Source organism: Trinickia sp. Y13 (assembly GCF_029522115.1).
Taxonomy (GTDB): Bacteria; Pseudomonadota; Gammaproteobacteria; order Burkholderiales; family Burkholderiaceae; genus Trinickia.
Window position 1 is genome coordinate 95,531 of the sequence record NZ_JAKWFK010000002.1, and the last position, 25,512, is coordinate 121,042.

General features: G+C 64.6%; 25 protein-coding genes and 1 pseudogene. 11 read left to right on the forward strand and 15 right to left on the reverse strand.

What is annotated here, in order from left to right; translation table 11 throughout:
- Positions 1-227 precede the first annotated feature (227 nt).
- The 5 genes from fba to MMB74_RS03560 all read right to left on the reverse strand — a co-directional run bounded on the left by fba (position 228) and on the right by MMB74_RS03560 (position 5,706).
- Complete coding sequence (gene fba, locus MMB74_RS03540; RefSeq protein WP_277427226.1) at positions 228-1,292, reverse strand: class II fructose-bisphosphate aldolase; 1,065 nt, start codon at positions 1,290-1,292, stop codon at positions 228-230.
- A gap of 159 nt (positions 1,293-1,451) precedes the next feature.
- Positions 1,452-3,041 (reverse strand): pyruvate kinase, encoded by a 1,590-nt coding sequence (gene pyk / locus MMB74_RS03545; protein WP_277427711.1) that lies wholly within the window; start codon positions 3,039-3,041, stop codon positions 1,452-1,454.
- Between the two features lie 188 nt (positions 3,042-3,229).
- Positions 3,230-4,423: a phosphoglycerate kinase gene (locus tag MMB74_RS03550; protein WP_277427227.1), complete on the reverse strand. Its 1,194-nt coding sequence runs from the start codon at positions 4,421-4,423 to the stop codon at positions 3,230-3,232.
- A 185-nt stretch (positions 4,424-4,608) separates the two neighbouring features.
- The gene (locus MMB74_RS03555; protein ID WP_277427228.1) at positions 4,609-4,932 is read right to left on the reverse strand and encodes an AzlD domain-containing protein; all 324 of its coding nucleotides are present in this window, start codon (positions 4,930-4,932) and stop codon (positions 4,609-4,611) included.
- 3 nt (positions 4,933-4,935) lie between these two features.
- Positions 4,936-5,706, reverse strand: a complete 771-nt coding sequence (locus MMB74_RS03560) for an AzlC family ABC transporter permease (protein ID WP_277427229.1) — start codon at positions 5,704-5,706, stop codon at positions 4,936-4,938.
- Between the two features lie 179 nt (positions 5,707-5,885).
- Between MMB74_RS03560 and MMB74_RS03565 the strand changes: the two genes are divergently transcribed.
- The 6 genes from MMB74_RS03565 to MMB74_RS03590 all read left to right on the forward strand — a co-directional run bounded on the left by MMB74_RS03565 (position 5,886) and on the right by MMB74_RS03590 (position 10,583).
- Positions 5,886-6,809, forward strand: coding sequence for a branched-chain amino acid transaminase (locus tag MMB74_RS03565; RefSeq protein ID WP_277427230.1), 924 nt, complete (start codon positions 5,886-5,888; stop codon positions 6,807-6,809).
- A 44-nt stretch (positions 6,810-6,853) separates the two neighbouring features.
- Positions 6,854-7,048, forward strand: coding sequence for a zinc-finger domain-containing protein (locus tag MMB74_RS03570; protein WP_102608952.1), 195 nt, complete (start codon positions 6,854-6,856; stop codon positions 7,046-7,048).
- A 197-nt stretch (positions 7,049-7,245) separates the two neighbouring features.
- A complete protein-coding gene (waaF, locus tag MMB74_RS03575; protein ID WP_277427231.1) occupies positions 7,246-8,280 on the forward strand; it encodes a lipopolysaccharide heptosyltransferase II in 1,035 nt (344 codons plus the stop codon).
- Between the two features lie 118 nt (positions 8,281-8,398).
- The gene (locus MMB74_RS03580; protein ID WP_277427232.1) at positions 8,399-8,851 is read left to right on the forward strand and encodes a nuclear transport factor 2 family protein; all 453 of its coding nucleotides are present in this window, start codon (positions 8,399-8,401) and stop codon (positions 8,849-8,851) included.
- A 60-nt stretch (positions 8,852-8,911) separates the two neighbouring features.
- Positions 8,912-9,964: an alpha/beta fold hydrolase gene (locus MMB74_RS03585; protein ID WP_277427233.1), complete on the forward strand. Its 1,053-nt coding sequence runs from the start codon at positions 8,912-8,914 to the stop codon at positions 9,962-9,964.
- Positions 9,957-10,583, forward strand: coding sequence for a DUF2946 family protein (locus tag MMB74_RS03590; protein ID WP_277427234.1), 627 nt, complete (start codon positions 9,957-9,959; stop codon positions 10,581-10,583). Before MMB74_RS03585 ends, MMB74_RS03590 begins: the two co-directional genes overlap by 8 nt.
- A 123-nt stretch (positions 10,584-10,706) precedes the next feature.
- Here the strand turns inward: MMB74_RS03590 and MMB74_RS03595 are convergent, their stop codons facing one another.
- Positions 10,707-11,399: a hypothetical protein gene (locus tag MMB74_RS03595; RefSeq protein ID WP_277427235.1), complete on the reverse strand. Its 693-nt coding sequence runs from the start codon at positions 11,397-11,399 to the stop codon at positions 10,707-10,709.
- 236 nt (positions 11,400-11,635) lie between these two features.
- Positions 11,636-11,953, reverse strand: coding sequence for a DUF4148 domain-containing protein (locus MMB74_RS03600; protein WP_277427236.1), 318 nt, complete (start codon positions 11,951-11,953; stop codon positions 11,636-11,638).
- Positions 11,954-12,243: 290 nt separating this feature from the next.
- Between MMB74_RS03600 and MMB74_RS03605 the strand changes: the two genes are divergently transcribed.
- From MMB74_RS03605 to moaC, 4 genes are all read left to right on the forward strand, one after another.
- A complete protein-coding gene (locus MMB74_RS03605; RefSeq protein ID WP_277427237.1) occupies positions 12,244-12,966 on the forward strand; it encodes a GntR family transcriptional regulator in 723 nt (240 codons plus the stop codon).
- An 89-nt stretch (positions 12,967-13,055) separates the two neighbouring features.
- Entirely contained in the window at positions 13,056-14,348 is a 1,293-nt protein-coding gene (locus tag MMB74_RS03610; protein ID WP_277427238.1) for an MFS transporter, read from the forward strand.
- A 123-nt stretch (positions 14,349-14,471) separates the two neighbouring features.
- The gene (locus MMB74_RS03615; protein WP_277427239.1) at positions 14,472-15,374 is read left to right on the forward strand and encodes an amidohydrolase family protein; all 903 of its coding nucleotides are present in this window, start codon (positions 14,472-14,474) and stop codon (positions 15,372-15,374) included.
- A 116-nt stretch (positions 15,375-15,490) separates the two neighbouring features.
- Positions 15,491-15,970, forward strand: a complete 480-nt coding sequence (gene moaC / locus MMB74_RS03620; protein ID WP_277427240.1) for a cyclic pyranopterin monophosphate synthase MoaC — start codon at positions 15,491-15,493, stop codon at positions 15,968-15,970.
- 72 nt (positions 15,971-16,042) lie between these two features.
- On the opposite strand, the gene MMB74_RS03625 is transcribed toward moaC, so the two are convergent.
- The 8 genes and pseudogenes from MMB74_RS03625 to recA form a co-directional block, all read right to left on the reverse strand.
- A complete protein-coding gene (locus MMB74_RS03625) occupies positions 16,043-17,830 on the reverse strand; it encodes a Wzy polymerase domain-containing protein (RefSeq protein WP_277427241.1) in 1,788 nt (595 codons plus the stop codon).
- Positions 17,831-17,911: 81 nt separating this feature from the next.
- Positions 17,912-18,538, reverse strand: a complete 627-nt coding sequence (locus MMB74_RS03630; RefSeq protein ID WP_277427242.1) for a pilin — start codon at positions 18,536-18,538, stop codon at positions 17,912-17,914.
- 150 nt (positions 18,539-18,688) lie between these two features.
- Positions 18,689-19,420, reverse strand: coding sequence for a TerC family protein (locus MMB74_RS03635; RefSeq protein ID WP_277427712.1), 732 nt, complete (start codon positions 19,418-19,420; stop codon positions 18,689-18,691).
- A gap of 204 nt (positions 19,421-19,624) precedes the next feature.
- Positions 19,625-20,506 carry a succinate--CoA ligase subunit alpha gene (gene sucD / locus MMB74_RS03640; RefSeq protein ID WP_277427243.1) on the reverse strand — a complete coding sequence of 294 codons (882 nt, stop codon included), beginning with the start codon at positions 20,504-20,506 and terminating at the stop codon, positions 19,625-19,627.
- A gap of 101 nt (positions 20,507-20,607) precedes the next feature.
- The gene (gene sucC / locus MMB74_RS03645) at positions 20,608-21,774 is read right to left on the reverse strand and encodes an ADP-forming succinate--CoA ligase subunit beta (RefSeq protein ID WP_277427244.1); all 1,167 of its coding nucleotides are present in this window, start codon (positions 21,772-21,774) and stop codon (positions 20,608-20,610) included.
- Positions 21,771-22,499 (reverse strand): DUF2889 domain-containing protein, encoded by a 729-nt coding sequence (locus MMB74_RS03650; protein WP_277427245.1) that lies wholly within the window; start codon positions 22,497-22,499, stop codon positions 21,771-21,773. Before MMB74_RS03650 ends, sucC begins: the two co-directional genes overlap by 4 nt.
- A gap of 173 nt (positions 22,500-22,672) precedes the next feature.
- Positions 22,673-23,155 (reverse strand): annotated as a pseudogene (recX, locus tag MMB74_RS03655) (recombination regulator RecX); the annotation flags it as partial.
- A 202-nt stretch (positions 23,156-23,357) separates the two neighbouring features.
- On the reverse strand, positions 23,358-24,428 hold the full coding sequence (gene recA / locus MMB74_RS03660) for a recombinase RecA (protein ID WP_277427246.1): 1,071 nt from the start codon (positions 24,426-24,428) through the stop codon (positions 23,358-23,360).
- Positions 24,429-24,730: 302 nt separating this feature from the next.
- Here recA and MMB74_RS03665 point away from each other — a divergent pair, with 302 nt between their 5' ends.
- Positions 24,731-25,507, forward strand: a complete 777-nt coding sequence (locus MMB74_RS03665) for a response regulator transcription factor (protein WP_277427247.1) — start codon at positions 24,731-24,733, stop codon at positions 25,505-25,507.
- The last annotated feature ends 5 nt before the right edge of the window (positions 25,508-25,512 follow it).

Genomic DNA, 25,512 nt, shown 5'->3' on the forward strand with positions numbered 1-25,512 from the left:
CGAATGAAACGAAAGACGCCGGCAAGCGTCATGCGCGCAAGCGGTCGAGAGCGGCCGCCCGCCAACCACACACTGCAAAACAACCAACACCGCAAAACAACAAAAGGCAAACGCCGTTCCCATCGATTGGATCGGGAACGGCGATCGCTCACACCAGGCGCGCGCCCGGCCCGACCATGCTCGCACGCAAGCCACGCGCTTGAACAGGCCAGGGCGCAGCAACGGGGTTAGCGCACCACTTGCGCCAACTCGCCCGCCTTGTACTTCTCCGCCATCTTGTCGAGCGCGATGGGCTTGATCTTGCCTGCCTGCCCTTCGCAGCCGAATGCGAGGTAGCGGTCGACACACACCTTCTTGGCGGCTTCGCGGGCCGGCTTCAGGTAATCGCGCGGGTCGAACTTGCTCGGATTTTCGAACAGGTAACGACGGATCGCGCCCGTGATCGCCAGGCGCAGATCGGTGTCGATGTTGATCTTGCGCACGCCGTGCTTGATCCCTTCTTGGATTTCCTCGACCGGCACGCCGTAGGTTTCCTTCATGTCGCCGCCGAACTCGCGGATCTCGGCCAGCAATTCTTGCGGCACCGACGACGAGCCGTGCATGACCAAATGCGTGTTCGGGATGCGCGCGTGGATGTCCTTGATGCGGTCGATGGCGAGGATGTCGCCCGTCGGCTTCTTCGTGAACTTGTAGGCGCCGTGCGAGGTGCCGATCGCGATTGCAAGCGCGTCGCACTGCGTCTTTTGCACGAAATCGGCGGCCTGCTCGACATCCGTCAAGAGCTGCTCGCGCGTCATCGTGCCTTCGGCGCCATGGCCGTCTTCCTTGTCGCCCTTCATCGTTTCGAGCGAGCCCAGCACGCCCAGCTCGGCCTCCACCGTCACGCCGATCGAATGCGCCATCTCCACGACCTTGCGCGAGACGTCGACGTTGTATTCGTACGAGGCGACGCTCTTGCCGTCGGCCTGGAGCGAACCGTCCATCATCACGCTCGTGAAGCCGCTGCGGATCGCGGCCATGCACACGGCCGGCGACTGACCGTGATCTTGATGCATCACGACCGGAATATGCGGATACGATTCGATCGCCGCCTCGATCAAGTGACGCAAGAACGCCTCGCCCGCATATTTGCGGGCGCCCGCCGACGCTTGCATGATGACCGGGGCGCCCACCTGATCTGCCGCCGCCATGATCGCTTGCACTTGCTCGAGGTTGTTCACGTTGAATGCCGGTAGGCCGTAGCCGTGCTCGGCGGCATGATCCAGCAGTTGACGCATTGATACGAGAGGCATGCTGTACTCCTTGGATTGAAATCTGGGGTGCTCGGTCGGCACTTTTTTGTGCGAATGCGCGATTTTATCGCGAAGCGGGGGCCTCACCCGCACTTGGGATCGAGCGGCGCGCCGGACAACGTCCGGCGCGCCGCCTGCCAACGGCTGCGCCGACAGTCGTCAATAGGGGTCGCCCACGCGCACGATTTTCAGCGTATTGGTGCCGCCCGCCTGGCCCATCGGCTCGCCGACGGTCAGCACGACCATGTCGCCGTGCGAGGCGAAGCCCTTGGACACGACCACTTCGACCGCCTGCTTCAGCGCTTGATCGCGATCGCTGTTAGGCTCGACCGAAAGCGGCGTGACGTTGCGGTACAGCGCCATGCCGCGCTCGCTCGCCACGCGCGAGGTGAGCGCGAAGATCGGCACGTGCGACCAGTGACGCGAGAGCCACAGGGCGGTCGCGCCCGATTCGGTCAGCGCCACGATCGCCTTCGCACCGAGGTGATAGGCCGTGAACAACGCGCCCATGGCGATCGACTGATCGATGCGCGTGAAGGTGCGGTCGAGAAAATCCTTGTCGAGTTCGACGTGCTCGGATTTTTCGGCTTCGATACAGATCGCCGCCATCGCCTCGATCGTTTGCACGGGGTACTTGCCCGCCGCCGTCTCGGCCGAAAGCATCACGGCGTCGGTACCGTCGAGCACGGCGTTCGCGACGTCCGACACTTCGGCGCGCGTGGGCACCGGCGCGTGGATCATCGACTCCATCATCTGCGTGGCCGTGATCACGAGCTTGTTCGATTCGCGCGCCATGCGGATCATGCGCTTTTGCAGCGCGGGCACGGCGGCGTTGCCCACTTCCACGGCCAGGTCGCCGCGCGCGACCATGATGCCGTCGGAGGCGTCCAAGATGCCTTGCAGCGCCGGAATGGCCTCGGCGCGTTCGATCTTCGCGATCATCTTGGGCTTGTTGCCGTACGGCACGCCGGCGATGTTCGCGAGTTGACGCGCCATTTCCATGTCGGTCGCGTTCTTCGGGAACGACACGGCGATGTAATCGACGCCGATCGACATCGCTGTGCGAATGTCTTCCATGTCCTTGGCCGTCAGCGCAGGCGCCGTCAGGCCGCCGCCTTGACGGTTGATGCCTTTGTTGTTCGACAGCTCGCCGCCCACTTTGACGATCGTGTGGATTTCTTCGCCGACGACGCGCGAGACCGTCAACACGATGAGCCCGTCGTTGAGCAGCAGCACGTCGCCCGGACGCAAGTCGCGCGGCAGGTCGCGATAATCGAGGCCGACGCGCTCGTCGTCGCCGAGTTCGCAGTTCGCATCGAGGACGAACGGCTGCCCCGGCTCCAGCATCGTCTTGCCCTTCTCGAACTTGCCGACGCGAATCTTCGGGCCTTGCAGATCGGCCATGATGGCGACCTCGCGCCCCGTCTGGCGCGCCGCCTCGCGCACGTATTCGGCGCGCTTGCGGTGATCGTCGGCCGTGCCGTGCGAAAAGTTCAGGCGCACAACGTCCAGGCCCGCTTGCATCATCTGCAAAAGAACTTCGGGCGAACTCGATGCCGGTCCGATCGTGGCGACAATCTTGGTGGCGCGATGCATGTATCTCCTCGTCTGAGTGGTGTCGCTGGTAAACGGGCTGCGAGACGATGCGTCGGGCGCCTGGGGCTGGGGCAAAGCGCTCGTGCTGGGTTGCGCGCCGGATCGTGCCGGCGTCGCTTTATGGACTTTATTGAGGATAGCCGGATCCGACATGGCGAGCACTTCCGCGGCCGTGCCGGTGGGCGCGGCCGCGGCGGCGGGTTTGGCGGGCCGAGCGGGCAGCGGCGGCTCGCCGAGCACTGCCGGGGCCGCCGAATCGGGCTGCGCCCGAGCCGCAGCTTCGGCGGCCGCGGGGCGGCGCGCCGGGCGCTTGGTGGACTTCGGAGCGCGCGCGCCCACGGTCAGGCCCGCGACTCGAGCACTTCGACGGCGGGCAGCTTCTTGCCCTCGAGGAATTCGAGGAACGCGCCTCCGCCCGTGGAAATGTAGCTGACCTGGTCGTGAATGCCGTATTTGGCGATCGCCGCGAGCGTATCGCCGCCACCGGCGATCGAGAACGCCGACGAATGCGCGATCGCCTCGGCGAGCGTCTTCGTGCCGTTGCCGAACTGATCGAATTCGAACACGCCGACCGGGCCGTTCCAGACGATCGTGCCTGCGCTGGCGAGCTGCGAGGCGAGCGCCTGCGCCGTTTGCGGACCGATGTCGAGAATCATGTCGTCGGCTTCGATCTCGGCCACCGGCTTGGTGACGGCGGCGGCAGTGGCCGAGAACTCCTTGGCCACCACGACGTCCGACGGGATCGGCACCGACGCGCCGCGCGCGCGGGCGCCTTCGATGATGGCTTTCGCCTCGTTCACGAGATCGGGCTCGGCGAGCGACTTGCCGATGTTCAGACCGGCCGCGAGCATGAACGTATTGGCGATGCCGCCGCCGACGATGAGCTGATCGACCTTTTCGGCGAGCGATTTCAGGATCGTCAGCTTGGTCGAAACCTTGGAGCCCGCGACGATGGCGACGAGCGGGCGCTTCGGATTGCCGAGCGCCTTGCCGAGCGCCTCGAGTTCGGCCGCCAGCAGCGGGCCGGCGCAGGCGACCGGCGCGTACTTGGCGATGCCGTGCGTCGTGGCTTCCGCCCGGTGCGCCGTGCCGAACGCGTCGTTCACGTAGACATCGCACAATTTCGCCATTTTCTGCGCGAGCTCGTCGCTGTTCTTCTTTTCGCCCTTGTTGACGCGGCAGTTTTCGAGCAGCACGAGCTGGCCCGGTGCGACGTTCACGCCGTTCTCGACCCAGTTGGCGACGAGCGGCACTTCACGGCCGAGCAACTCGCCAAGCCGCGCCGCCACGGGCGCGAGCGAATCCTCAGGCTTGAACTCGCCTTCGGTCGGACGCCCAAGGTGGGAGGTGACCATCACCGCCGCCCCGGCGCCGAGCGCGGCCTGGATGGCCGGCACGGACGCGCGGATGCGCGTGTCTTCGGTGATGTTGCCGTGCTCGTCCTGCGGCACGTTGAGATCGGCGCGGATGAAGACGCGCTTGCCGGACAGCAAGCCCTTTGCGATCAGATCGGAGAGACGCAATACTTGGCTCATGGGAATGTACGCATGCAGGTTGATTGGCGGGCGGCGGCGCGCGCGGCGAACGGGTCGGCCCAGCTCACGGCACGGCGGCAGACGTGCATTTTAGCCGATCGTCCCCCTGTCCTCGCCGATGCGCGGACGAATGTCGCGTATTCGGGGAAGGTATGTCGTATTTGTGTGAATCCGGCGGGGCCCTGCTACGCCCAAAAACGCAGCGCCGTATAGGCGAGCATGCCGACCACGATGGTACCGAGCATCCCGCGTCGCCACAGGAACCAAGCCAGCCCGGCCAGCGTGCCGTAGAGCGCGTGATTCGAGAGCGCGACCGAAAGGCCCTGCGGCGTTTGCAGGACATCGGGCAGCACGACGGCCACGAGCGCCGCCGCCGGGGCATAGCGCAATGCCCGTTGCACGCGCTCGGGCAGCACGGCGCGCTCGCCGCCGAGCAGAAAGAACGCGCGCGTCGCGGCCGTGACGAGCGTCATGCCGATGATGGCGAGCCAGATCTGCGTAGCCGACATCGCTCAACGCTCCTTGCCGAAACCGGCGCTGCGCTCCCCGGGGCGCGCGGCGCGGATGCGGCGAAAATCGGCGCGCTCGGCCAGCAAATCGGCGATGCTGCCCGACGCGATGGCCGCGCACACGGCAAGTGGCAGCGCCAGCCGGTAGGGCAAATCGATCGCCACGAGCGCGACCACGCCGGCCGCGGCCGCGGCCGCCAGCGTCGAGCGGTTCATGACGGCGCTGACGATGAGCGGCACGAGCGCGAGCGTGCCCGCCAGTTCGAGCCCCCAATTGTCGGGGACGACGCTCGCGAGCAGGATGCCGGCGATCGACGAGGCTTGCCAGAACACCCAGCTCAGCACCGACATCCCCCAGAAATACGCTTCCTTGCCCGGCACATAGCCGTTCGCGAACGATTTCTTCAGAAACAGCAGGTAGACAATGTCGCCGTTGAAATAGCCGAGCAACAGCCGCCGCCAAAAGGGCAGATACGAGAAGTGCGGCGCGAGCCCCGCGCTGAAGATGATGAAGCGCGTATTGACCATCGCGGCGGTGAGCAAGACGGTCCAGATCGGCAGCTTGGCCGCCAAAAGCGGCAGAATCGCGAGCTGCGAGGACCCCGCGTAGACGAGCAGCGACATGCCGAGCGCCTGCGGCACCGTGAGCACCGACTTGCTCATGGCCACGCCGGTCACGAGTCCCCACGAGAACATCGCCATCAGCGTCGGCGAATAGTCGCGCACGCCGTTCTTGAAGGCGGCGCGATCGGCGGGGCTGAGGCGAGAGAGCATGGGCGGCGCGCGGCGGCGGCGCGTCTGACGCACCCCGCCGCTCATGATTCGAATTGGAAGGTGTCCGATTATAGAGGCCGATCGACCCAAACCCGCCAGCGTGTGATTGGAACTGTGGCAAAAGACGCTAAAATGGCGAACTCGTCGGGCTAGCCCCACCGCAACGCTAGGAGATTCGTATGTCAATGGCCGATCGTGACGGCAAGATCTGGATGGACGGCAAGCTGATCGACTGGCGCGACGCCAAGATCCACGTCCTCACGCATACGCTGCACTACGGCATGGGCGTATTCGAAGGCGTGCGCGCTTACAAGAGCGTCGATGGCGCGACCGCCATCTTCCGCCTGAAAGAGCACACCAAGCGCCTGTTGAATTCGGCGAAGATTTTCCAAATGATCGTGCCGTTCGATCACGAGACGCTCGCCGCCGCGCAATGCGAGGTCGTGCGCGAGAACAAGCTCGAGACGGCCTATCTGCGCCCGATCATTTGGGTCGGCTCGGAAAAGCTCGGCGTCTCGGCGCGCGGCAACACGATCCACGTGGCGATCGCCGCCTGGCCGTGGGGCGCCTATCTCGGCGAAGAAGGCATGGCCCGGGGCATTCGCGTGAAGACTTCCTCGTTCACGCGCCATCACGTGAACGTGTCGATGGTGCGCGCGAAGGCGTCCGGCTGGTACGTGAACTCGATCCTCGCGAACCAGGAAGCCACGGCCGACGGCTACGACGAGGCGCTGCTGCTCGACGTCGACGGCTACGTATCGGAAGGCTCGGGCGAAAACTTCTTCCTGGTCAACAACGGCAAGCTTTATACGCCCGATCTCGCCTCGTGCCTGGACGGCATCACGCGCGACACGGTGATCACGCTCGCGCGCGACGCCGGCATCGAAGTGATCGAAAAGCGCATCACGCGCGATGAAGTCTATACGGCCGACGAAGCGTTCTTCACGGGCACGGCAGCCGAAGTCACGCCGATCCGCGAGCTCGACAACCGCACGATCGGCGCCGGCTCGCGCGGCCCCATCACCGAAAAGCTGCAGTCGGCGTTCTTCGACGTCATCGCCGGAAAGAATCCGAAGTACACGCACTGGCTCACGAAGATCTGAATCGGGACGCCACACGCCATACCGCCTATAACGAGAATCGTCTCATGAGCGAAACGAAGGAAATGCCGTTGGTCGAGCTGTCGGCCAAAGATTTGCCCGCCTATTGCCCGAACCCGTCGATGCCGCGCTGGAGCGCGCATCCTCGCGTGTTCATCGACGTCACGCACGGCGAAGCGCGTTGCCCCTATTGCGGCACGCGCTACAAGCTGCGCGACGGAGAGATCGTCAAGCACCACTGATTCGCCGCGTCCCCCGCTGCGCCGCCCGGCGCGTAGCGCCGCGCAAAGCGGGCGCTACGCGTGACGGCGCTCAGCGGGTAACGGCTCGCCGTCGCCGTCAGTCGGCGAGCCTCGAACCGCCGGGCGACGCCCGCCACCTCATCGCCGAATGCGGCGCTTATCGCGCGCCGCGCTAGCCTTCTTTCGGACACACACTGATGCGTCGCGCGTTGGTTATCGCACCGAATTGGATCGGTGACGCATTAATGGCGCAGCCGCTGTTCACGCTGCTCAAACAACTTCACCCCCGCCTCGTCATCGATGCGGTTGCGCCCACTTGGGTCGCCTCCGTGCTCGAACGCATGCCTGAAATCGGGACAGTACACGCCACCGATCTCGCGCACGGCAAGCTGCAATTGTTCAAACGCTGGCAGCTCGCAAGCGATTTGCGCGAGCACGGCTACGACGCCGCATACGTGCTGCCCAATTCGCTGAAATCGGCCCTAATTCCCTGGCTTGCCGGCATTCGCCTGCGCATCGGCTACACGGGCGAAGGGCGCGTCGGGCTGCTGAACGTGCGCCATCCCAATCCGAGCAAGGCGGAACGCGGGCCGATGGCGCAGCATTACGCCTCGCTCGCCTATGCGCCCGGCGCGAACGTGCCCGATCTCGGCGCGCGGCTGCCGATGCCGCGTCTCGAAGCCGATCCGAACGAGTCGGTTCGGGTCTCGGCGCGTTTTCACCTCGATACGCGAGTGCCGCTTCTTGTGTTCTGCCCCGGCGCGGAGTACGGCAGCGCCAAGCGCTGGCCAGCCGAGCATTTCGCCGCGCTCGCGCGCATGGTGGGCCAGTCGTTCCCCTACACGCAGATCGTCGCGCTCGGCTCGAACAAGGATGCCCCGCTCGCGCAAGCGATCGCCGAGCAAGCGCCAAACGTGCGCAACTTGTGCGGGCAGACGGCGCTCGGTGAAGCCTGCGCGTTGATCGCGCGCTCGGGCGCCGTGGTCAGCAACGACTCGGGCCTGATGCATGTCGCCGCGGCGCTGCGCCGGCCGCTCGTGGCCATTTACGGATCGAGCGATCCGCGCCACACGCCGCCGTTATCGGACTTTGCGAAGGTACAATGGCTGCACCTCGAGTGCAGTCCGTGCTTTGCACGCGAGTGTCCGCTCGGCCATTTGCGCTGCCTGCGCGAGTTGTCGCCGGAGCAAGTGTTCGCCGATTTGCGCGCCATGCTGCTTGGCGAGCGCTGACGCACGGAAGGCCGCGCGCCTTTGTGCGTTCATTGTCTCGTGGACGCCGCTCGCCGAGCCTGACTGATCAACGAAAGCCCGGCGCGATTGTGCGCGCGCTACCCACGAGCCCAGAGCCATGCCACGTTTTGCCCGCTTATTCGAAGCTGCAGCCGACACGCTCAACGCGTTCTATCAGACCGTCGCCGACGGCAACGTGGACACGCTGATGGCCCTCTGGATCGATGAGGAGTTCGCGAGTTATGTCAACGCGGGCGGGGCGCACTGGCATGGGGTGGATCAGATCCGCGCCGGCCTGGTCGCCCTAGCTGACGCCCACGCGCTGCCGACGGCGATCGATCCGCTCGACGTGCGCGTGTACGACAGCCTCGGCACCGTCGTCTACACGGTCGCGGAAGCGCATCGGTTCCAGGAACCGCTCGCGCCGCCGCGGATGGTCTATGCAACGTACGTGATGGTTCATGAGCGCGGCGAATGGCGGATCGCACATATTCACGCGAGCCCGATGCCGGAGGAAACGGCCAGCGAGTTCGCCGCCAAGATTCGACACGGACAAGGGGCATTGCACTGAGGTCCCCGGCGAGCACCCGCCTACGGCGGGCCGGCTGCGGGCCTGTTTTTGGGGATGGTCATGAGCACCACACATGACAAACCGGCTTCGTCACTGGCCGACGAACGCGCAGCCGCAGGCAGGCTCGTCGAACTGCTCTATAGTCCGCCCCGATGGCTGCCCACCAGCCACGCTCAAACGATCATCCCCGCCCTGTTCGCGCGCCGGCCGAGCGTCGACTATCGACGCGAGCGGTGGGACACGCCCGATCACGACTTCATCGACCTGGATTGGATCGCCTATCCGCCGGGCTCGGCCGCGGCGCCCGCGCCCGACGCGCCGTTGTTCGTGCTGTTTCATGGGCTCGAAGGCAGCTCCGATTCGCACTACGCGCGCGTATTGATGGCGTCGGCACGCTCTCTCGGGTGGCACGGCGTCGTGCCGCATTTTCGTAGCTGCAGCGGCCAGATCAATCTGGCCCCTAGGTTCTATCATCTCGCGGACAGCGCTGAGGTGAACTGGGTGCTGCGCCGGCTGCACGCGGAGCACCCCGGGCCTATCGTCGTAGCCGGCGTCTCGCTCGGCGGAAACGTCTTGCTGCGCTGGCTCGGCGAGCGCGGCGCCGATGCCACGTTCATCGCGGCGGCCGCGGCCATTTCGACGCCGCTCGACGTCCACGCGGGCGGCCGTGCGCTGTCGCAAGGATTTGCACTTGTTTATACGCTGAGCTTCCTGAAGACGCTCAAGCGCAAGGGGCTGCAAAAGTTGGAGCAGTATCCGGGGCTGTTCGACCGCGACGCCATGTTGGCGAGCCGGACCATGTACGAGTACGACAATGCGGTGACCGCCCCCTTGCACGGCTTTCGCGATGCGCAAGATTACTGGACGCGAGCGACGACCCGCCCGCTCCTGCCCGAGGTCGTCGTGCCCACGCTCCTGCTCAACGCGCGCAACGACCCGTTTCTACCGAGCGCCGCGCTGCCTACGCGCGCCGAAGTCTCGGCCGCGATCGAGCTCGATCAGCCCGAGGCGGGCGGTCACGTCGGCTTCATGACCGGGCCGTTTCCGGGCCGCATCGATTGGCTGCCGCGGCGCATCTTCACCTTCCTCGAACCGTACACGCGTAATGGATGACATCGTCAAAGCCGCGCTCGCCAAATGGCCCAACGTGCCGCATTGCACGGGCTGGCTGCTGCTGGATCGGCGCGGCGAGTGGCGCATGCGCGACGATGGCGCACAGGCGCGCGGGGAATTGGGTACGCCCATCCGCCACGCTGCGCTTCGAGGCTTCATCGAGCGCAACTACGCGTGCGACGAAGCGGGCCGCTGGTTCTTTCAGAACGGGCCGCAACGCGTGTTCGTCGAATTGGCCTATACGCCGTGGGTCGTGCGGCTTGCCGCGCCCTCGCCCGGCGCGCCGGCGCTGACCGACCAAACGGGTGCGCCGTTCGAACCTGCGGCTGTCCTCATCGACGATGAAGGCAGCGTCCTGTTCGGCGACGCATCGCAACCGGCTCGCGTCGCGCTGCTGCACGATCACGATCTGGATTTGTTCGCCCAGTTGGCGACGCTCGATGCCGACGGGCTGTCGGGCGCACTCGAATGGCGGTCCGATCGGCGGCTGGTAATCGAAACGGTACGCGGTGTCGAGTTGCCGGCGCGCTTCGGCTTCGTGACCAGTCCGGCAGGGGCATCGATCATGGCTCGCCCCCTGATGGGCCGCTTGGGGAGTAGGGCCGCTAGGGAAAACTGAGAATTCGGATTGGCTACCCGCGAGCAAGGGAAAAAGCATCGCTGCGACGTGCCTGTCGCGCACGAGTTTGACGCGCTCGCGTGGTGCGAAGCGCGTCCGGCGACTGCGCGCTATCAGCTCGAATTAGATCGGATGATTCAGGTCGGCCGCGAGCTGAGACGCAATGTTATTTGCCGCTTCTGTCAAATCTCCTTTGATGTCGTCGGCTCCCACATTCAACTTCGCGTAGTTGAACGTTTTCCTATATATGGCATTGCCCGCATCGAGCGGATCGGAATCGCTCGGTTTTCTTCGGAACTGCAACAGGTTGTTGGCCTTCGGATACATCACGGCATTCGCAGAAACATAAAGATTTCCCGACTGCAACTGGTAGCCAACATCGACGAACAAGACCGCGCTTGCTGAAGCATTGTCAAAGACGATTCTTTTCTGCGTGCTCGAATTGACAGTCTCCACATCAAGAGGTCCGGAGAATTTGATGCCCTGAAGCGTGCCAACTGCGCTGTCGGACGCCTGCTTCATGATGGCGCGGAAATCATAATCGTGGAGTTGCGCGAGTATCGGAGCGGCGGAGCTTTCCGCCGACGCACGCCGGGCCGCATCGATGCCGGCTGCGAGGAGAGCGCCGAGGATGCCCGTGGCGCCTGCATTGGTCGGTGTCACCGTCACCAGCAAGCTGTTCTGCGGAATGAATAGCGCACCGGCTACCGCTCCAAGTTCGTGCTGCTCCTGCTGGGTTACCGACATCGGCGGCGTCGTCGCACATCCAGCCAGCGCAGCGATAGACAGCAACAAAAAGAGATTTCTCAGGTTCATTTGTGGGATCGGTTTCCGAGCTAACGTGTTATCGAGATGGCAGCGCCCAGAAGCCATAAGGCCCTCCATCAATCGTTTCGGCCAATTCAGCGCGGCCGAACACAAGTCTGGATTGAGAAAGCCCAATGGACCGTGCGTGCGACTCACGTTAACGGCAGATTCGCGATTAGCTTTAATGGATAGCGACGTTAAGCCGTCGTCTCGTACCGCGGTGACAAACACCGACAACGCGGCTGTCACCCGGGTGTAAGCTGCTGGCACTCCGTTCTGAACCAATAGTCGACTACGCGCTGCGCCGCCTCTAAATCCTCCGGGTAGTAGGGGTCGTCGTACAGCGGTGACGGGTCGTAGCCCGCTTTCCTTAGAGCAATAAGCTCACTGCGGTGTTGCGCCATCGTCGGAGGCGCATTGCTCCTAAGCGCGGCCAGATCGCGGCACTCCGTTGGGCTCAGATGCCGACCGCTTGGCGGCGCTACGCCACCAGCGACAACACACCCCGTCAGCAACAGCGCCAACACGATAAGCGCCGAACGGGTTCGCAGCAGAGCTTCCATAGCGCCTCTCCATGTATCCGGTTCGCGCAACCCACGACATTTGATGTCGGTCGCGCATCCGACGGTATTTTGCGCCGCGTCAGAGGTAAACACTCGCCCGCCAGGTGCGGTCGAGACCGGCCGCGACGCTGCGCTCGGTAACAAGCCGAGCGACATCTGGCCCTCATCACAACGCGGTGTCCCTGCGTAGAATGCCCGAGGGTCTTCACCGATTCCCCTGAATACGAATTTATACAAACATATAGATGACTAGTTGATTAGACTTTCCTTCCCTTATTCGGAATCGCCTCATGCAAGCCGACGAACGCCTCCCCCGCTATCAGCGTCTGCGCGACGAACTCGCCGCCCAAATCGGCCAGCACCGGTGGCGCCCCGGCGAGGCCATACCGACCGAGCAAGAACTGGCTCGCACCCACGGCGTCGCCGTGGGCACCGTGCGCAAGGCCGTCGATCAACTCGTCGCCGAGGGAATGCTCGAGCGCTTCCAGGGACGCGGCACGTTCGTGCGCCGCGCCAGCTTCGACGGCTCGCTCTTCCGCTTCTTCCGCTTTCAAAACCGCCGGGGCGAGCGCCGCATTCCGACCAGCCGGATTTTGATGCGCGAGGTGGTGGCGGCGCCCTCGGCAGTCAGCGCGGCGCTTCAGATCGATGCCGATGCGCGCGTGATCCACATGTCGCGGCTGCGTCTGGTCGACGGGCACCCGATTCTCGCGGAGGAGATCTGGCTGCCTTACGAGCGTTTTGCCGCGTTCGCGACGCTTGCCGCCGATGAGATCGGCGATCTGCTTTATCCCGTCTACGAAGCCGAGTGCGACCAAGTCATCGCGTCGGCAAGCGAGACGCTCACCGTCGAGACAGTCGACGCGATGTACGGACGACTGCTGCGGACCGAGCCAGGCACGCCCGTGGTGGTGATCGAGCGGCTCGCCTACGGCTACGACCGCCGGCCGCTCGAATGGCGCCGCTCGCGCGGGCCTGCTAGCGAATTCATTTATCAAGTCGAGATTCGGTGACGACGCCGCCCGATTGCAAGGCGCCGCACCGCAGTCAACGCGCGGCAGGCCAGGATAACTAGCGCCCAAGCGCTATCAGGAGACAGACGATGTTCAGCTGGTTCAAAGACATTTCCCCCACCGAGCGCCGCACGTTTTGGGCGTGCTTCGGCGGCTGGGCTCTCGACGCGCTCGACGTGCAGATGTTCAGCCTGGTCATTCCCGCGATCATTGCCGAATGGGCCATCGGAAAAACCGAAGCAGGCCTCGTGAGCGGCGCGACGCTCGTCGCTTCGGCGCTCGGCGGTTGGATTGCGGGCGCACTGGCCGATCGCATCGGCCGCGTCCGGACGCTGCAACTCACCGTGGCGTTCTTCTCGGTCTTCACCTTCGCCTGCGCCTTCTCGCAGGACTTCACCCAGTTCCTCGTGCTCAAGACGTTACAGGGGCTCGGTTTCGGCGGCGAATGGGCAGCCGGAGCCGTGCTGATGGCCGAGTCGATTCGCGCCGAGCATCGCGGCAAAGCGATGGGCACCATTCAGAGCGCGTGGGCCGTAGGCTGGGCCGCTGCCGTCCTTCTCTATACCGCCATGTTCTCGCTGCTCCCCGGCGCGACGGCATGGCGCGCCATGTTCGCACTCGGCCTCCTGCCTGCCTTGCTCGTCGTCTACGTGCGCCGTGGGGTGGTCGAACCGGTGGCACCCGCCGAACGCCGCAACGCCACACGAAGCAGCGCGCCCGGCATCCCGTTCTTCGATATCTTTTCGCCGCGCGTCTTGCGGATGACGCTGATCGGCCCATTGCTCGGCGTCGGGGCGCACGGCGGTTACTACGCCCTCATGACGTGGCTGCCCACCTACCTCAAAACCGAGCGTCACCTGTCCGTCCTCGGCACCGGCGGCTATCTTGCCGTGATCATCTTCGCGTTCTTTTGCGGCTGCATCGCAAGCTCGCACCTGCTCGACCGGATCGGCCGCCGCGGCACCATCTTGCTGTTTTCGATAGCGTGCGTCGCCACCGTTCTCGTCTATCTGTTCGTGCCGTTGACCAATGGCGCGATGCTCGTGGTCGGCTTCCCCCTCGGGTTCTTCGCCGCGGGCATCCCCGCCAGCATGGGTGCGCTCTTCAACGAGCTGTACCCCCGCGGCATGCGCGGCACGGGTGTGGGCTTTTGCTACAACTTCGGGCGCGTCGTCTCAGCCGCCTTTCCCGTGATGGTGGGCCATCTCGCCAAGACCACGACGCTCGGGTTCGCTATCGGCGTCGATGCGGCGGTCGCGTACGCCATCGTCGTCTTCGCCGTCCTGATGCTGCCCGAAACACGCGGCCGCGCGCTCGCGGACACGTTGCCGGAGGCCGACGCGCACGAGCGCTCACCCGGCGCTGCGCCCGTGCGCCGTTGAACGCACCAGGCATACTCTCGGGGCCGCCGCGCGCCGGCGTCCCGTCCAACACGAAACATGACCGCAGACGACCGAATGGCGAACGGTATGACGCGCCGAACTTTCAATCGAGGACTATTGGCCATGTTGACGACGACCGCGCTAGGCGCCTGCGCGGATACGCCCAAACGTGCGGGCGCCGACAAGATCACGGCGATCGACACGCATGCGCACGTGTTTTCCCATGACCTGCCGCTCGCGCAGCGGCGCCGCTACGCGCCGGCCTACGATGCGCAGCTCTCGCGTTACCTCGCGCAGCTCGATGCCCATGACGTGTCGCACGGCGTGCTGATCCAGCCGAGCTTCCTAGGCGCCGACAACCGATATCTGACGCAATCGATCGTGCAGGCGCCGCAGCGCTTGCGCGGCATCGCCGTCATCGATCCGGCAGCCGTGGCGGCAGAGCCAGGTCAGTTGGACGCGCTTGCACGCGCCGGCATCGTCGGGATTCGGCTCAATCTGTTCAGCCTTCCCGATCCCGACTACACCAGCGCCGTTTGGCAAGCGACGCTCGAGAAGATCGCTTCGCTTGGCTGGCAGATCGAAGTGCATTGCGAGGCGCAGCGGTTGCCTCGCGTCGTCGGACCATTGGTCGACCGCCATGGGGAACCGATCGACGTGGTCGTCGATCACTTCGGGCGACCGAAGCCGGTGCTTGGCGTCGACGATCCGGGCTTTCGCTATCTGCTCACGCTCGGTGCGACGCGGCGCGTGTGGGTCAAGGTGTCGGGCGCGTACCGCAACGCGGTAGCGAAGACAGGCCCCGATGCAAACGGCGCAGCAACCGCGCTGGCGGCCATGCCCCTGCTCGAAGACGCGTTCGGTTTCGACCGGCTGCTATGGGGCAGCGATTGGCCGCATACGCAGTTCGAACACGTCGAAAGTTACGATGCCGTTTATGCGCTGACGCTCAAGCTGTTGCCGACCGAGCGCGCACGGCGCGCCGTGCTGGTCGACACGCCGGCTAAGCTGTTCGGGTTTGCGTGAGGCGGCTGCGAACCGCTGATCGGCGGCGGTTCGCCGGCCTATCGGTGGTCGCTCGGTCGCACGTCTTGCGCTCGTTCGACGACTGCTAAGATAGGGTCCGTTCGAAGGAGCATGAAATGCCTGAATTGACCCATTTCGACGCGGCCGGCCACGCCCATATGGTCGACGTCGGCGGCAAAGACGAAACGAAACGCATCGCCGTGGCGCGCGGCTCGATTCGGATGAAGCCGGAGACGTTCGCGCTCATCCGCGATGGGAACGCCAAGAAGGGCGACGTCATCGGCATCGCCCGCATCGCCGCCATTCAAGGGGCGAAACGCACAGCCGATTTGATCCCGTTGTGCCACCCGCTCGCGCTCACGCGCGTTGCCGTCGATTTTGCGCTGGATGAGGCGTTGCCGGGCGTGCATTGCACGGCGCAGGTCGAAACGCTCGGCCGCACGGGGGTGGAAATGGAGGCACTCACGGCCGTGCAAGTTGGGTTGCTCACCGTGTACGACATGTGCAAGGCCGTGGATCGCGGGATGACCATCACCGATGTGAAGGTGATGGAGAAGCATGGCGGGAAGTCGGGGGATTGGGTGGCGGGCGGGTGAGGCCTCGTTTTATAAAGGGTCCCGCGCACCCGGGCGACGCCGTGCGAACCCGGATCGCACCGCCGCGTCGCCTCATTCATCACTATCGCTGTCGTCCTCGGTGGCAGCCGCCTTCGGTGCCGGCCCATAACGCTTCAACAGTTCGGCCTTGAAGCCCGCGAGCTTAGGCTCGTCCTCGCACAAGTCGTATAGCGCCGATAGCTGCGCCGGCCAGTCATGCAGCACACCGGCAAAAATCTTCAGCCGCTCCACCGTATCGAACGCCTGGTCCTGTTTACCATCCAGCGCCTGCAAGACCGCATAACGGCGTAGCACTGTCTCGCCGGGCAAGAGCGCCAGCGCCTTCTCATGCATCGCCAGCTTCGCAGGCAAGTCGTTGCCGTCGATGGGCAGCAGCGTCGCCATGCCGTACTCGCCCCACGCGCCGAACAGCTTCGATGGTGCAGCCCGGTATTCGTCGGCCGGATGCGCGCCGTAGTACAACACTTCCGCGCGCGAATAGTCGCGGTAGATCGGGTGCAAGGCGGCGAGCCCGCCGACGACGAGCAGCAGTTGCCAGCCCATCGCGATGCGAGGCGGCACGAACGAAATCGGCTTCGTCTCCAAAATGCCGAACACGAACATGGCCGGCAGCAGGAAGAACATGTACTGCTGCGGATACTCGACCAGCGCGTGCATGAGCAGCGCACCGATCAACGCCAACCCGAACACGCGCTCAGCCGTATGCGGGGCGCGCAACACGCGCCAGAGCCACGCGAGCAGCCCCGATAAAATGATGGCGATGCCTGCAATGCCGGTTTTCGCGAGCAAATCGATCACGATATCGTGCGAGTTGTTCGCGATTTCGACATCGCCAAGACGCCTGACGAGCTCGAACTCATAACGAGGGAACTCGCCCCAGCCCACACCCAGCAACGGATGCTGCGTGAACATCGTCCATCCGTATTTCCACATCGCCAGTCGCAAGACGAATTGGCCTTTGTCCCGAAAACGATGCGCGGCAGACACATCCAATCCAAGGTCGAAGCGCGTGTTTGCCCAACGCACGCCGATATTCACGGCGCAAAACAAGACGATGAGCGCGACCGGGATCATCCATGCTCGCAAGCTTCGCCGGTGCGTCCCGTCTCGACGCCGCAGGACGAGCGCCATCCAAAAGCCGGCGACCACGATGACGGCCGTTTGCAACCAAGGCCCGCGCGACACCGTCAGCGCCTGCCCGAGCACGCAGATCGACGATACAAGCGCCCATACCGTCACGTTCAAGCGGCGAGTCTGTACCAAATACATCGCGCCTGCGAGGGCGAAGGCGATCACCGTGGCGAGATGATTGGCCTGCGCCATGTTACCGAACGGACGCCGGTCGGAAGTCACGTTGTAAGCGACGACGAAGGGTGAGAATCGCGCTTCCGCATGAAACAACTGCACTAGTTGGCAAAACACCGCGAACAGTCCCCCGACGATCAGCGCGCCCGCGGCCCAGCGCAGCGCGCGGTCGGCAACACCTGCCCGAGCGAACCCATAACCGGCCTGCGTGGCCATGACCCCCGCCAAGAGAAAGCCCGCGCCGAGCCATGCCATCGAAGGCTGTGCGAGAGGCAGCACCGCCGTCTGCAAGGCGAGCAAACCGCCGAATGCAAGCGGCACGAGCGCAACGGTGGGCAATGCGTACGGCGTACGTGGCCCCTCCGACGCCGTCAGGACCAGGACGGAAGCGCCGACGAGCAGGTACAGCGCCAATGCTGTGTACTCGGCGTAGAACGTCGGAATCGGGTACGTATGGCGGGTGACCGCATAGGGCACCAGCAACGCAAGGGCCAAAGACGTGAACGATAGATAGCGTGCAAATGGAGAGGTCATGAGGGTGGGGACCGTCGGCAACCGGCGCACTATACAAAAATTTTCTTTCAGTGTCCGCGCCGATTTATCGCACGCGCCTCTTTAAGCGCGACATTCCGGGGGCGCGAGCTTGGCGGGCAGCGTCGCGGCGCTGAGCGGCGCAGGCCCCTCGCCCGGCGCGGGCAGCGTCGAGGACAATTTGCCCGACGCAAAGCATTCCCACGTCAGTGTCCCGCCTTGCACCACACCGGACGCGAGCGCGACCCTGGAGGTGGGCGGATCCGAGGCATCGGGCAGCGACGGCACGAGCACGAGCGTTTCACTGCCCGCCGGCGCCACGCGCTGCGTGTAGCGGATCGTGATTTCCCCGCTGTCGTCGTCGATGTCGATCGACTCGACGTTGCGTGTGCCGGGCGGCGCGACGTAACCGCTACTCAATGCATTGCCGCCCGCGGCGTTCTCGGCCACCGCAAGCCGCGCGCCCGAGGCCAGTGCAAGGCCCTCGCCCACCCGGCTGCGGCCCAAATAATCCTGATAGGCCGGTACCGCATAAGCGGCGACGATCCCGACGATGGCGAGCACGATCATCAGCTCGATCAGCGTAAAGCCGAGCTTGTCGGCTCGCGGGGCGGTCGCGAACGGCCTCTCGTGCGCCACCCGATACGATGGCACGCGCCGGACCGCGCAAGACACTAGACGATGAACAAGAGAAACAACGACGGCTGACATCGGGGGGTACGCTCCTGAACGGCGGCCCGCCAACGAAGGAGCGGGCAACAGGTGCGAAGCGTATCCCCGCAACACCCGGCGGGGCAGTCGGCCAGATGGCCAGGTGCGGGCCAAGAACCGGCCCGCCGCACGGCGATGCGCTCGAGCGCGTCAGCGCGAGTGATGCGGCCGCGAGCCCGCGGCCGCCTCTCGGCGCAGCGCACGCCGCTTGAGCCAATAACCGAGCAGCACGACGAAGAGCGCACCGGCAATGTGCGCCCCGTATTCGGCTGTGGACGTATCGAGCAGCGGCCAGCGATCGCCAGCCGGATCGTTGATGATGAGCCCGCCCGCGATCCACCCGAGCAGCGCCGCACCGAGCGTGACGATGATGGGAAAGCGATCGAGCATGCGCAAGACGAGCGTGCTGCCCCAGACGATCAACGGAATGCTCACGATGAGGCCGAATACGACCAGCGCGATGCGATGCGCGGGATCGGCCGCCTCGGCCGCGCCCGCGATGGCGATCACGTTATCGAGGCTCATGACGGCATCGGCAATGATGATCGTCTTGATGGCGGAAATGAGCTTGTCCGCCGGTTTGATGTTCTCATGCGCGTCGTGGCTTGGCGCCATCAAACGCACCCCGATCCACAGCAACAAGAGACCGCCGGCGAATTTCAGGAACGGGACGTCGAGCAGCGCGACCGCGAACACGATCAGCACGACGCGCAGCACGATGGCGCCGGCCGTGCCCCACAGGACGCCCCGTATGCGCTGCGCAGGGGGCAGGTTGCGGCACGCGAGCGCAATCACGACGGCGTTATCGCCGCCGAGCAATATATCGATGACGATGATCTGAAACACTGCGCCCCAATGGAGCGTCGAGAAGAATTCGAGCATAGCGTCGAGCATGAGGGCAATCGCCGTTCCAGGGTCCAGGGGAAAGGGCGCTAGCTGCGCCGATAAAAAAGCGAGGGAGCATAACTTCTCTCCCTCGCTTCTTCTAGCCTGTCGGCAGCCTTACGAAAGAATTTCGCAAGGATACCAAAAACGCTTACTGCTCGCGCCGGCGCTGCACGGCCGCCGGGCGAGCCCCGCACTGACTTACAGAATCGACTTCAGCAGGCGGCCCATCTCCGACGGATTCTTCGTCACTTTGATGCCGCAGGCTTCCATGATTTCGAGCTTTGCTTCGGCCGTATCGGCCCCGCCCGAGATCAGCGCGCCGGCATGGCCCATGCGCTTGCCCGGAGGCGCCGTCACGCCGGCGATGAAGCCGACGACGGGCTTCTTCATGTTGTCCTTGATCCAGTACGCGGCGTTGGCCTCGTCCGGGCCGCCGATCTCACCGATCATGATGACGGCGTCCGTATCGGGATCGTCGTTGAACATCTTCATGACGTCGATGTGCTTCAGACCGTTGATCGGATCGCCGCCGATACCGACCGCCGACGATTGGCCGAGGCCGAGCGCGGTCAGTTGACCGACGGCTTCGTACGTCAATGTGCCCGAACGCGACACGACGCCGATGCGGCCCTTGCGGTGGATGTGGCCCGGCATGATGCCGATCTTGAGCTCGTCCGGCGTGATCGTGCCGGGGCAGTTCGGCCCGAGCAGCAGCGTCTTGCGGTTCTCGCGGCGCATGCGATCGCGCACTTCGATCATGTCGCGAACGGGAATGCCTTCGGTGATGCAGATCGCCAGGTCCAGATCGGCCTCGACCGCTTCCCAGATGGCTGCCGCGGCGCCTGCCGGCGGCACGTAGATCACCGAGACGGTCGCGCCCGTTTCGGCCTTCGCTTCCTTGACGCTCGCGTAGATGGGAATGCCTTCGAAATCTTCGCCGGCCTTCTTCGGGTTCACGCCCGCAACGAATGCCTCACGGCCGTTCGCGTACTCGCGGCATGCGCGCGTATGGAACTGGCCGGTCTTGCCGGTGATGCCCTGCGTGATGACCTTCGTGTCTTTGTTGATCAGAATCGACATGTATGACCTCTGTTCGTTCGGCGCCGCGCCGCGTCCCCTGCGTGCAATGGCACGCCGCGGGGCGCACTCGCGCCGCCATGCGTATCCTTGATGCGAAGCGCTTACTTGCCCGCGGCAGCCGCGACGACCTTCTGGGCCGCCTCTTCCATGCTGTCCGCCGAAATGATCGGCAGGCCGGATTCGGCGAGCATTTTCTTGCCCAGGTCTTCGTTGGTGCCCTTCATGCGCACGACGAGCGGAACGTTCAGGTTCACGGCCTTCGAGCCGGCAATCACCCCCTCCGCGATCACATCGCAGCGCATGATGCCGCCGAAGATGTTCACGAGGATCGCCTTCAGGCCCGGGTTCTTCAGCATGAGCTTGAACGCTTCGGTGACCTTTTCGGTCGTCGCGCCGCCGCCCACGTCGAGGAAGTTCGCCGGCTCGCCGCCGAACAACTTGATCGTGTCCATCGTGGCCATGGCTAGGCCCGCGCCGTTCACGAGGCAGCCGATGTTGCCGTCGAGCGAGATGTACGCGAGATCGAACTTCGACGCTTCGACTTCGGCCGGATCTTCTTCGTCCAGATCGCGGTACGCGACGATTTCCGGATGACGGAACAGCGCGTTCGAATCGAAGTTGAACTTGGCGTCGAGCGCGATGACCTTGCCGTCGCCCGTCAGGATCAGCGGGTTGATTTCAGCGAGCGATGCGTCCGTTTCCCACGTGGCCTTGTACAGACCTTGCAGGATGGCGCGCGCTTGCGGGATCGAAGCGTCGGGCACGCCGATCTTCTTGGCGAGATCGTCGGCTTCCGAATCGAGCAGCCCCTTCGACGGATCGACGGCCACCTTGTGGATCGCTTCCGGCGTCTTTGCGGCCACTTCTTCGATGTCCATCCCGCCTTCGCTGGACGCCATCACGACGACCTTTTGCGAAACGCGATCGATCACGAGACCGACGTAGAGTTCCTTCTTGATGTCCGCGCCTTCTTCGATCAGCAGGCGGTTCACCTTCTGGCCTTCCGGACCGGTTTGGTGCGTGACGAGCTGCATGCCGAGGATCTGATTCGCGTACTCGCGAACTTGCTCGAGCGTCTTGGCCACTTTCACGCCGCCGCCCTTACCGCGACCGCCCGCATGAATTTGCGCCTTGACAACCCAGACCGGGCCGCCGAGCTCTTCAGCGGCCTTGACCGCGTCATCCACCGAAAACACCGGCTTGCCGCGCGGTACCGCGACGCCGAATTTCCGCAGGATTTCCTTACCCTGGTACTCGTGAATCTTCATGCGTGATTCCCTTCAGTCTGAGAGTTGGATTGAACTTCGTGATCTTTATCGCTAAGCGCCGCGGAACCGCTCGCCCCGGACGCCGCCGCGGTCATGCGCATCGGCGCCTGCCCGGCCGCTGGGCCCTGCGCCACGCTGCGCGGTACGTGACCGTACCAGCGCGGATAGAAGCGCCGCACCGCTTCGCCGTCGAACCGCAACGCATGGCAACGGTCGAGCTGGAACGGCGGCTCGCGGTGCGAAGCCTCGCCCGCGGGCTCGTTCTCGTGCATGTCGGTTGCGCTGTCGCGCGTGCTCCAGACGTCGCCGGCGAACGCTTGAATCGCGGCCGTAGGCAAGACGGAGCACAGTTCGGTGAGATGCGTGCAGCCTGCCGTCCCGCCGAGCAAGCGCTGTGCGTGGCGGCGGAAATCTTGGAGGAGGTTAAGACCGATGAGGGCGCGGTAGGCGGGATTGGCAGCTTCGCAGTGACCGGGATAAGGCACCCATTCCGACGAAGCTTCGGCGTCGACGATGGTGAGCTTGCGATCGATAGTGATGCGGAGCCAGAGTTCATGGATCGGTAGGCCTTTAGGCCGGACACCGGGCGCCAATGCAACGTCGCGCGGCTTGTGATCGGTCAGACACGCCTCGAGGTCCCACAGGCCGTCGTCACGCTCGTAGGCTTCCGCTCGGATCGCGCGACGATGGCGCAACTGGCGGGAAACGGGCGGAGAAAGCGGCATGCGAGGGGAACGGCTGCAGAGGAAAACCGACTGATTTTACCATACTGAGTATTCGAGACGCCGGCGTCCCATTTCGCCGGGCCGGTACCGTGGCGTGCGGTGGCGATCGGCGACACCGGCGGACTGAGATGCAGGTAAGGCTTGCCGCCCGGCTCGCGAGCGCGTCCTATGTCCTACTCGTCGCTCGCGTCGCTCCAATCGTCGTCGCCCTTGAGCACCTGGGAGATGGTCGCGTGCGAAAACCCGCGCATGGCAAGGAAGCGCGCCTGCTTGGCGCGATCGGCCGGCGATTGCGGCGGCTCACCGAACTTCTTGCGCCATACCGCCAGCGCGCGAGCGCGCTCGGTGTCGCGCAGTTGCGAGTTGACCGATTCGACGAGGCCTTGATCGACCCCGTGCCGGCGCAGTTCATTGACGATGCGGCTTGCCCCCATGCGGGAGGAACGCCGATTCATCACGCTTTCGGCGAAACGCGCATCGGAGAGCCAGCCTTCACGCTCGAGGGAATCGAGCAGCGGATCCAATGCGCCGCTTTGCGCATCACCTTCTTCGATGAACGGCGTCAGTTTGCGGGCCAGTTCGGCGCGGCTGTATTCGCGCCTGGATAGATAAGCGATCGCTCTCATCTTGAGAGAGCGAGTGGGCCGGCGCGAACGGCTGCCCGGCTCGGGGGCGGAAGACGATGGATCAGGCGCCGGGTAATTCGACGATGGGTCAAGTGGATCGGCGCCCGCATCCGCCGCCGCGCAAGGCGCTTGCGCACGCGCGGATTTCGTTCGATGCCCGTGCCGGACACCCGGGCGGTGCGCTTCGCGCTGCCCACCCGGCGCCGCCCGCCCTTTACGTATCACGCGAGGCTTACTCTTCTTCGTCGGCCACTTCGACAGCGCCGCTGCCCACCGGCATCGCATTCACGCCAAGCGACTCGCGGATGCGGTTTTCGATCTCGCGCGCGATCTCGGGATTCTCGCGCAGGAATTCGCGCGCGTTGTCCTTGCCTTGGCCGATTCGTTCGCCGCTGTAGCTGTACCAAGCACCGGCCTTGTCGACGATCTTCGCTTGCACGCCGAGATCGATGATTTCGCCTTGGCGCGAAATACCTTCGCCGTAGAGGATGTCGAAAATGGCTTCGCGGAACGGCGGCGACACCTTGTTCTTGACGACCTTCACGCGCGTTTCGTTGCCGATCACTTCGTCGTTCTTCTTGATCGAGCCGATCCGGCGGATGTCCAGACGCACCGACGCGTAGAACTTCAGCGCATTGCCGCCCGTCGTCGTTTCCGGATTGCCGAACATGACGCCGATCTTCATCCGAATTTGGTTGATGAAGATGACGAGGCAGTTCGTGCGCTTGATGGTGCCGGTGAGCTTGCGCAGCGCCTGCGACATCAGGCGGGCTTGCAAGCCCGGCAGCGAATCGCCCATCTCCCCTTCGATTTCCGCCTTCGGCACGAGCGCCGCGACCGAATCGATGACGATCATGTCGATCGAGCCCGAGCGCACCAGGGCATCGGCAATCTCGAGCGCCTGCTCGCCCGTATCGGGCTGAGAGACGAGCAGATCGCTGACGTTCACGCCCAGCTTCTGCGCATACTGGATGTCGAGCGCGTGCTCGGCGTCGATGAACGCCGCCGTGCCGCCGAGCTTTTGCATTTCGGCGATGACCTGCAGCGTCAGCGTGGTCTTGCCCGACGATTCGGGCCCGTAGATTTCGACCACGCGCCCGCGCGGCAGACCGCCGACGCCCAGCGCGATGTCCAGACCGAGCGAGCCCGTCGACACCACTTGGATGTCCTCGACCACTTCGCCGGCCCCGAGCCGCATGACCGATCCTTTGCCGAACTGCTTTTCGATCTGTGCGAGCGCCGCGGCAAGCGCCTTGCTCTTTTCAGCCGTCAGTCCAGCCTGGCCTTTCTTGCTTTCTTCCATGAATCGTCCTTTGCTATGATGAGCGGGCGTCTGAGGCGGGCGGGCCGGCGAAGAGAGGCTGACGCCACAGGCTTGTGGCGCGCTCGCGAGTACTCGCGACAGGTCTTTCCGGCTAGCGCACGAAACGCAGACACTGTATAAAAAAACAGGGTTCTTTGCAAGCCCGATAGGGGCGATTTGCGTTGCGGCAACGGAGCACCCAGGCGGCGCCTTGCAAACCGCCCACGTCAGATCTATATAAGACCATCGGAGACAGCGGCCCCACGCCGGCGCGAAAGCACCAGCCGGCCGCACGGCGCACCATGCGAATACTCATTGCCGAAGACGACAGCATACTCGCGGACGGTCTCGTCCGATCACTCCGCCAATCGGGCTATGCCGTCGATCACGTCAAAGGCGGCAGCGAAGCCGATGCCGCCCTGTCGATGCAATCGTTCGACCTATTGATTCTGGACCTGGGCCTGCCGCGCATGTCCGGGCTCGAGGTCTTGCGCCGCTTGCGCGCGCGCAACTCGAGCTTGCCCGTGCTGATTCTGACGGCCGCCGACGGCGTCGACGAGCGCGTGAAAGGGCTCGACCTGGGCGCCGACGATTACATGGCCAAGCCTTTTCATCTGAACGAACTCGAAGCGCGTGTGCGCGCCCTCACGCGGCGCGGCAGCGGCGGCGGCCCGGCGGTCGTGCGGCACGGCTCGCTCACGTACGACCAAGTCGGACGAATTGCATCGGTCAACGACCAGGTGCTCGAGCTGTCGGCGCGCGAGTTGGGCGTGCTCGAAGTGCTGCTGCAGCGGATCGGCCGGCTCGTCTCGAAAGAGCAGCTCGTCGACCATCTATGCGAGTGGGGCGAAGAAGTCAGCAACAACGCGATCGAGGTTTACGTCCACCGCCTGCGCAAGAAGATCGAACCGAGCGGCGTGCGCATCATCACCGTGCGCGGCCTCGGCTACTGCTTGGAGAAGCCCGCTTCGACCTGCACCGGCGGTGCGGCCGCGAGCGCGGAGGACGTCGCGCGCGTGCGCGCCTCTGTCTCCGCCTCGACATCGGCCGAGCCCGCCGCGAACGCTCGAACGAAATAGGCATC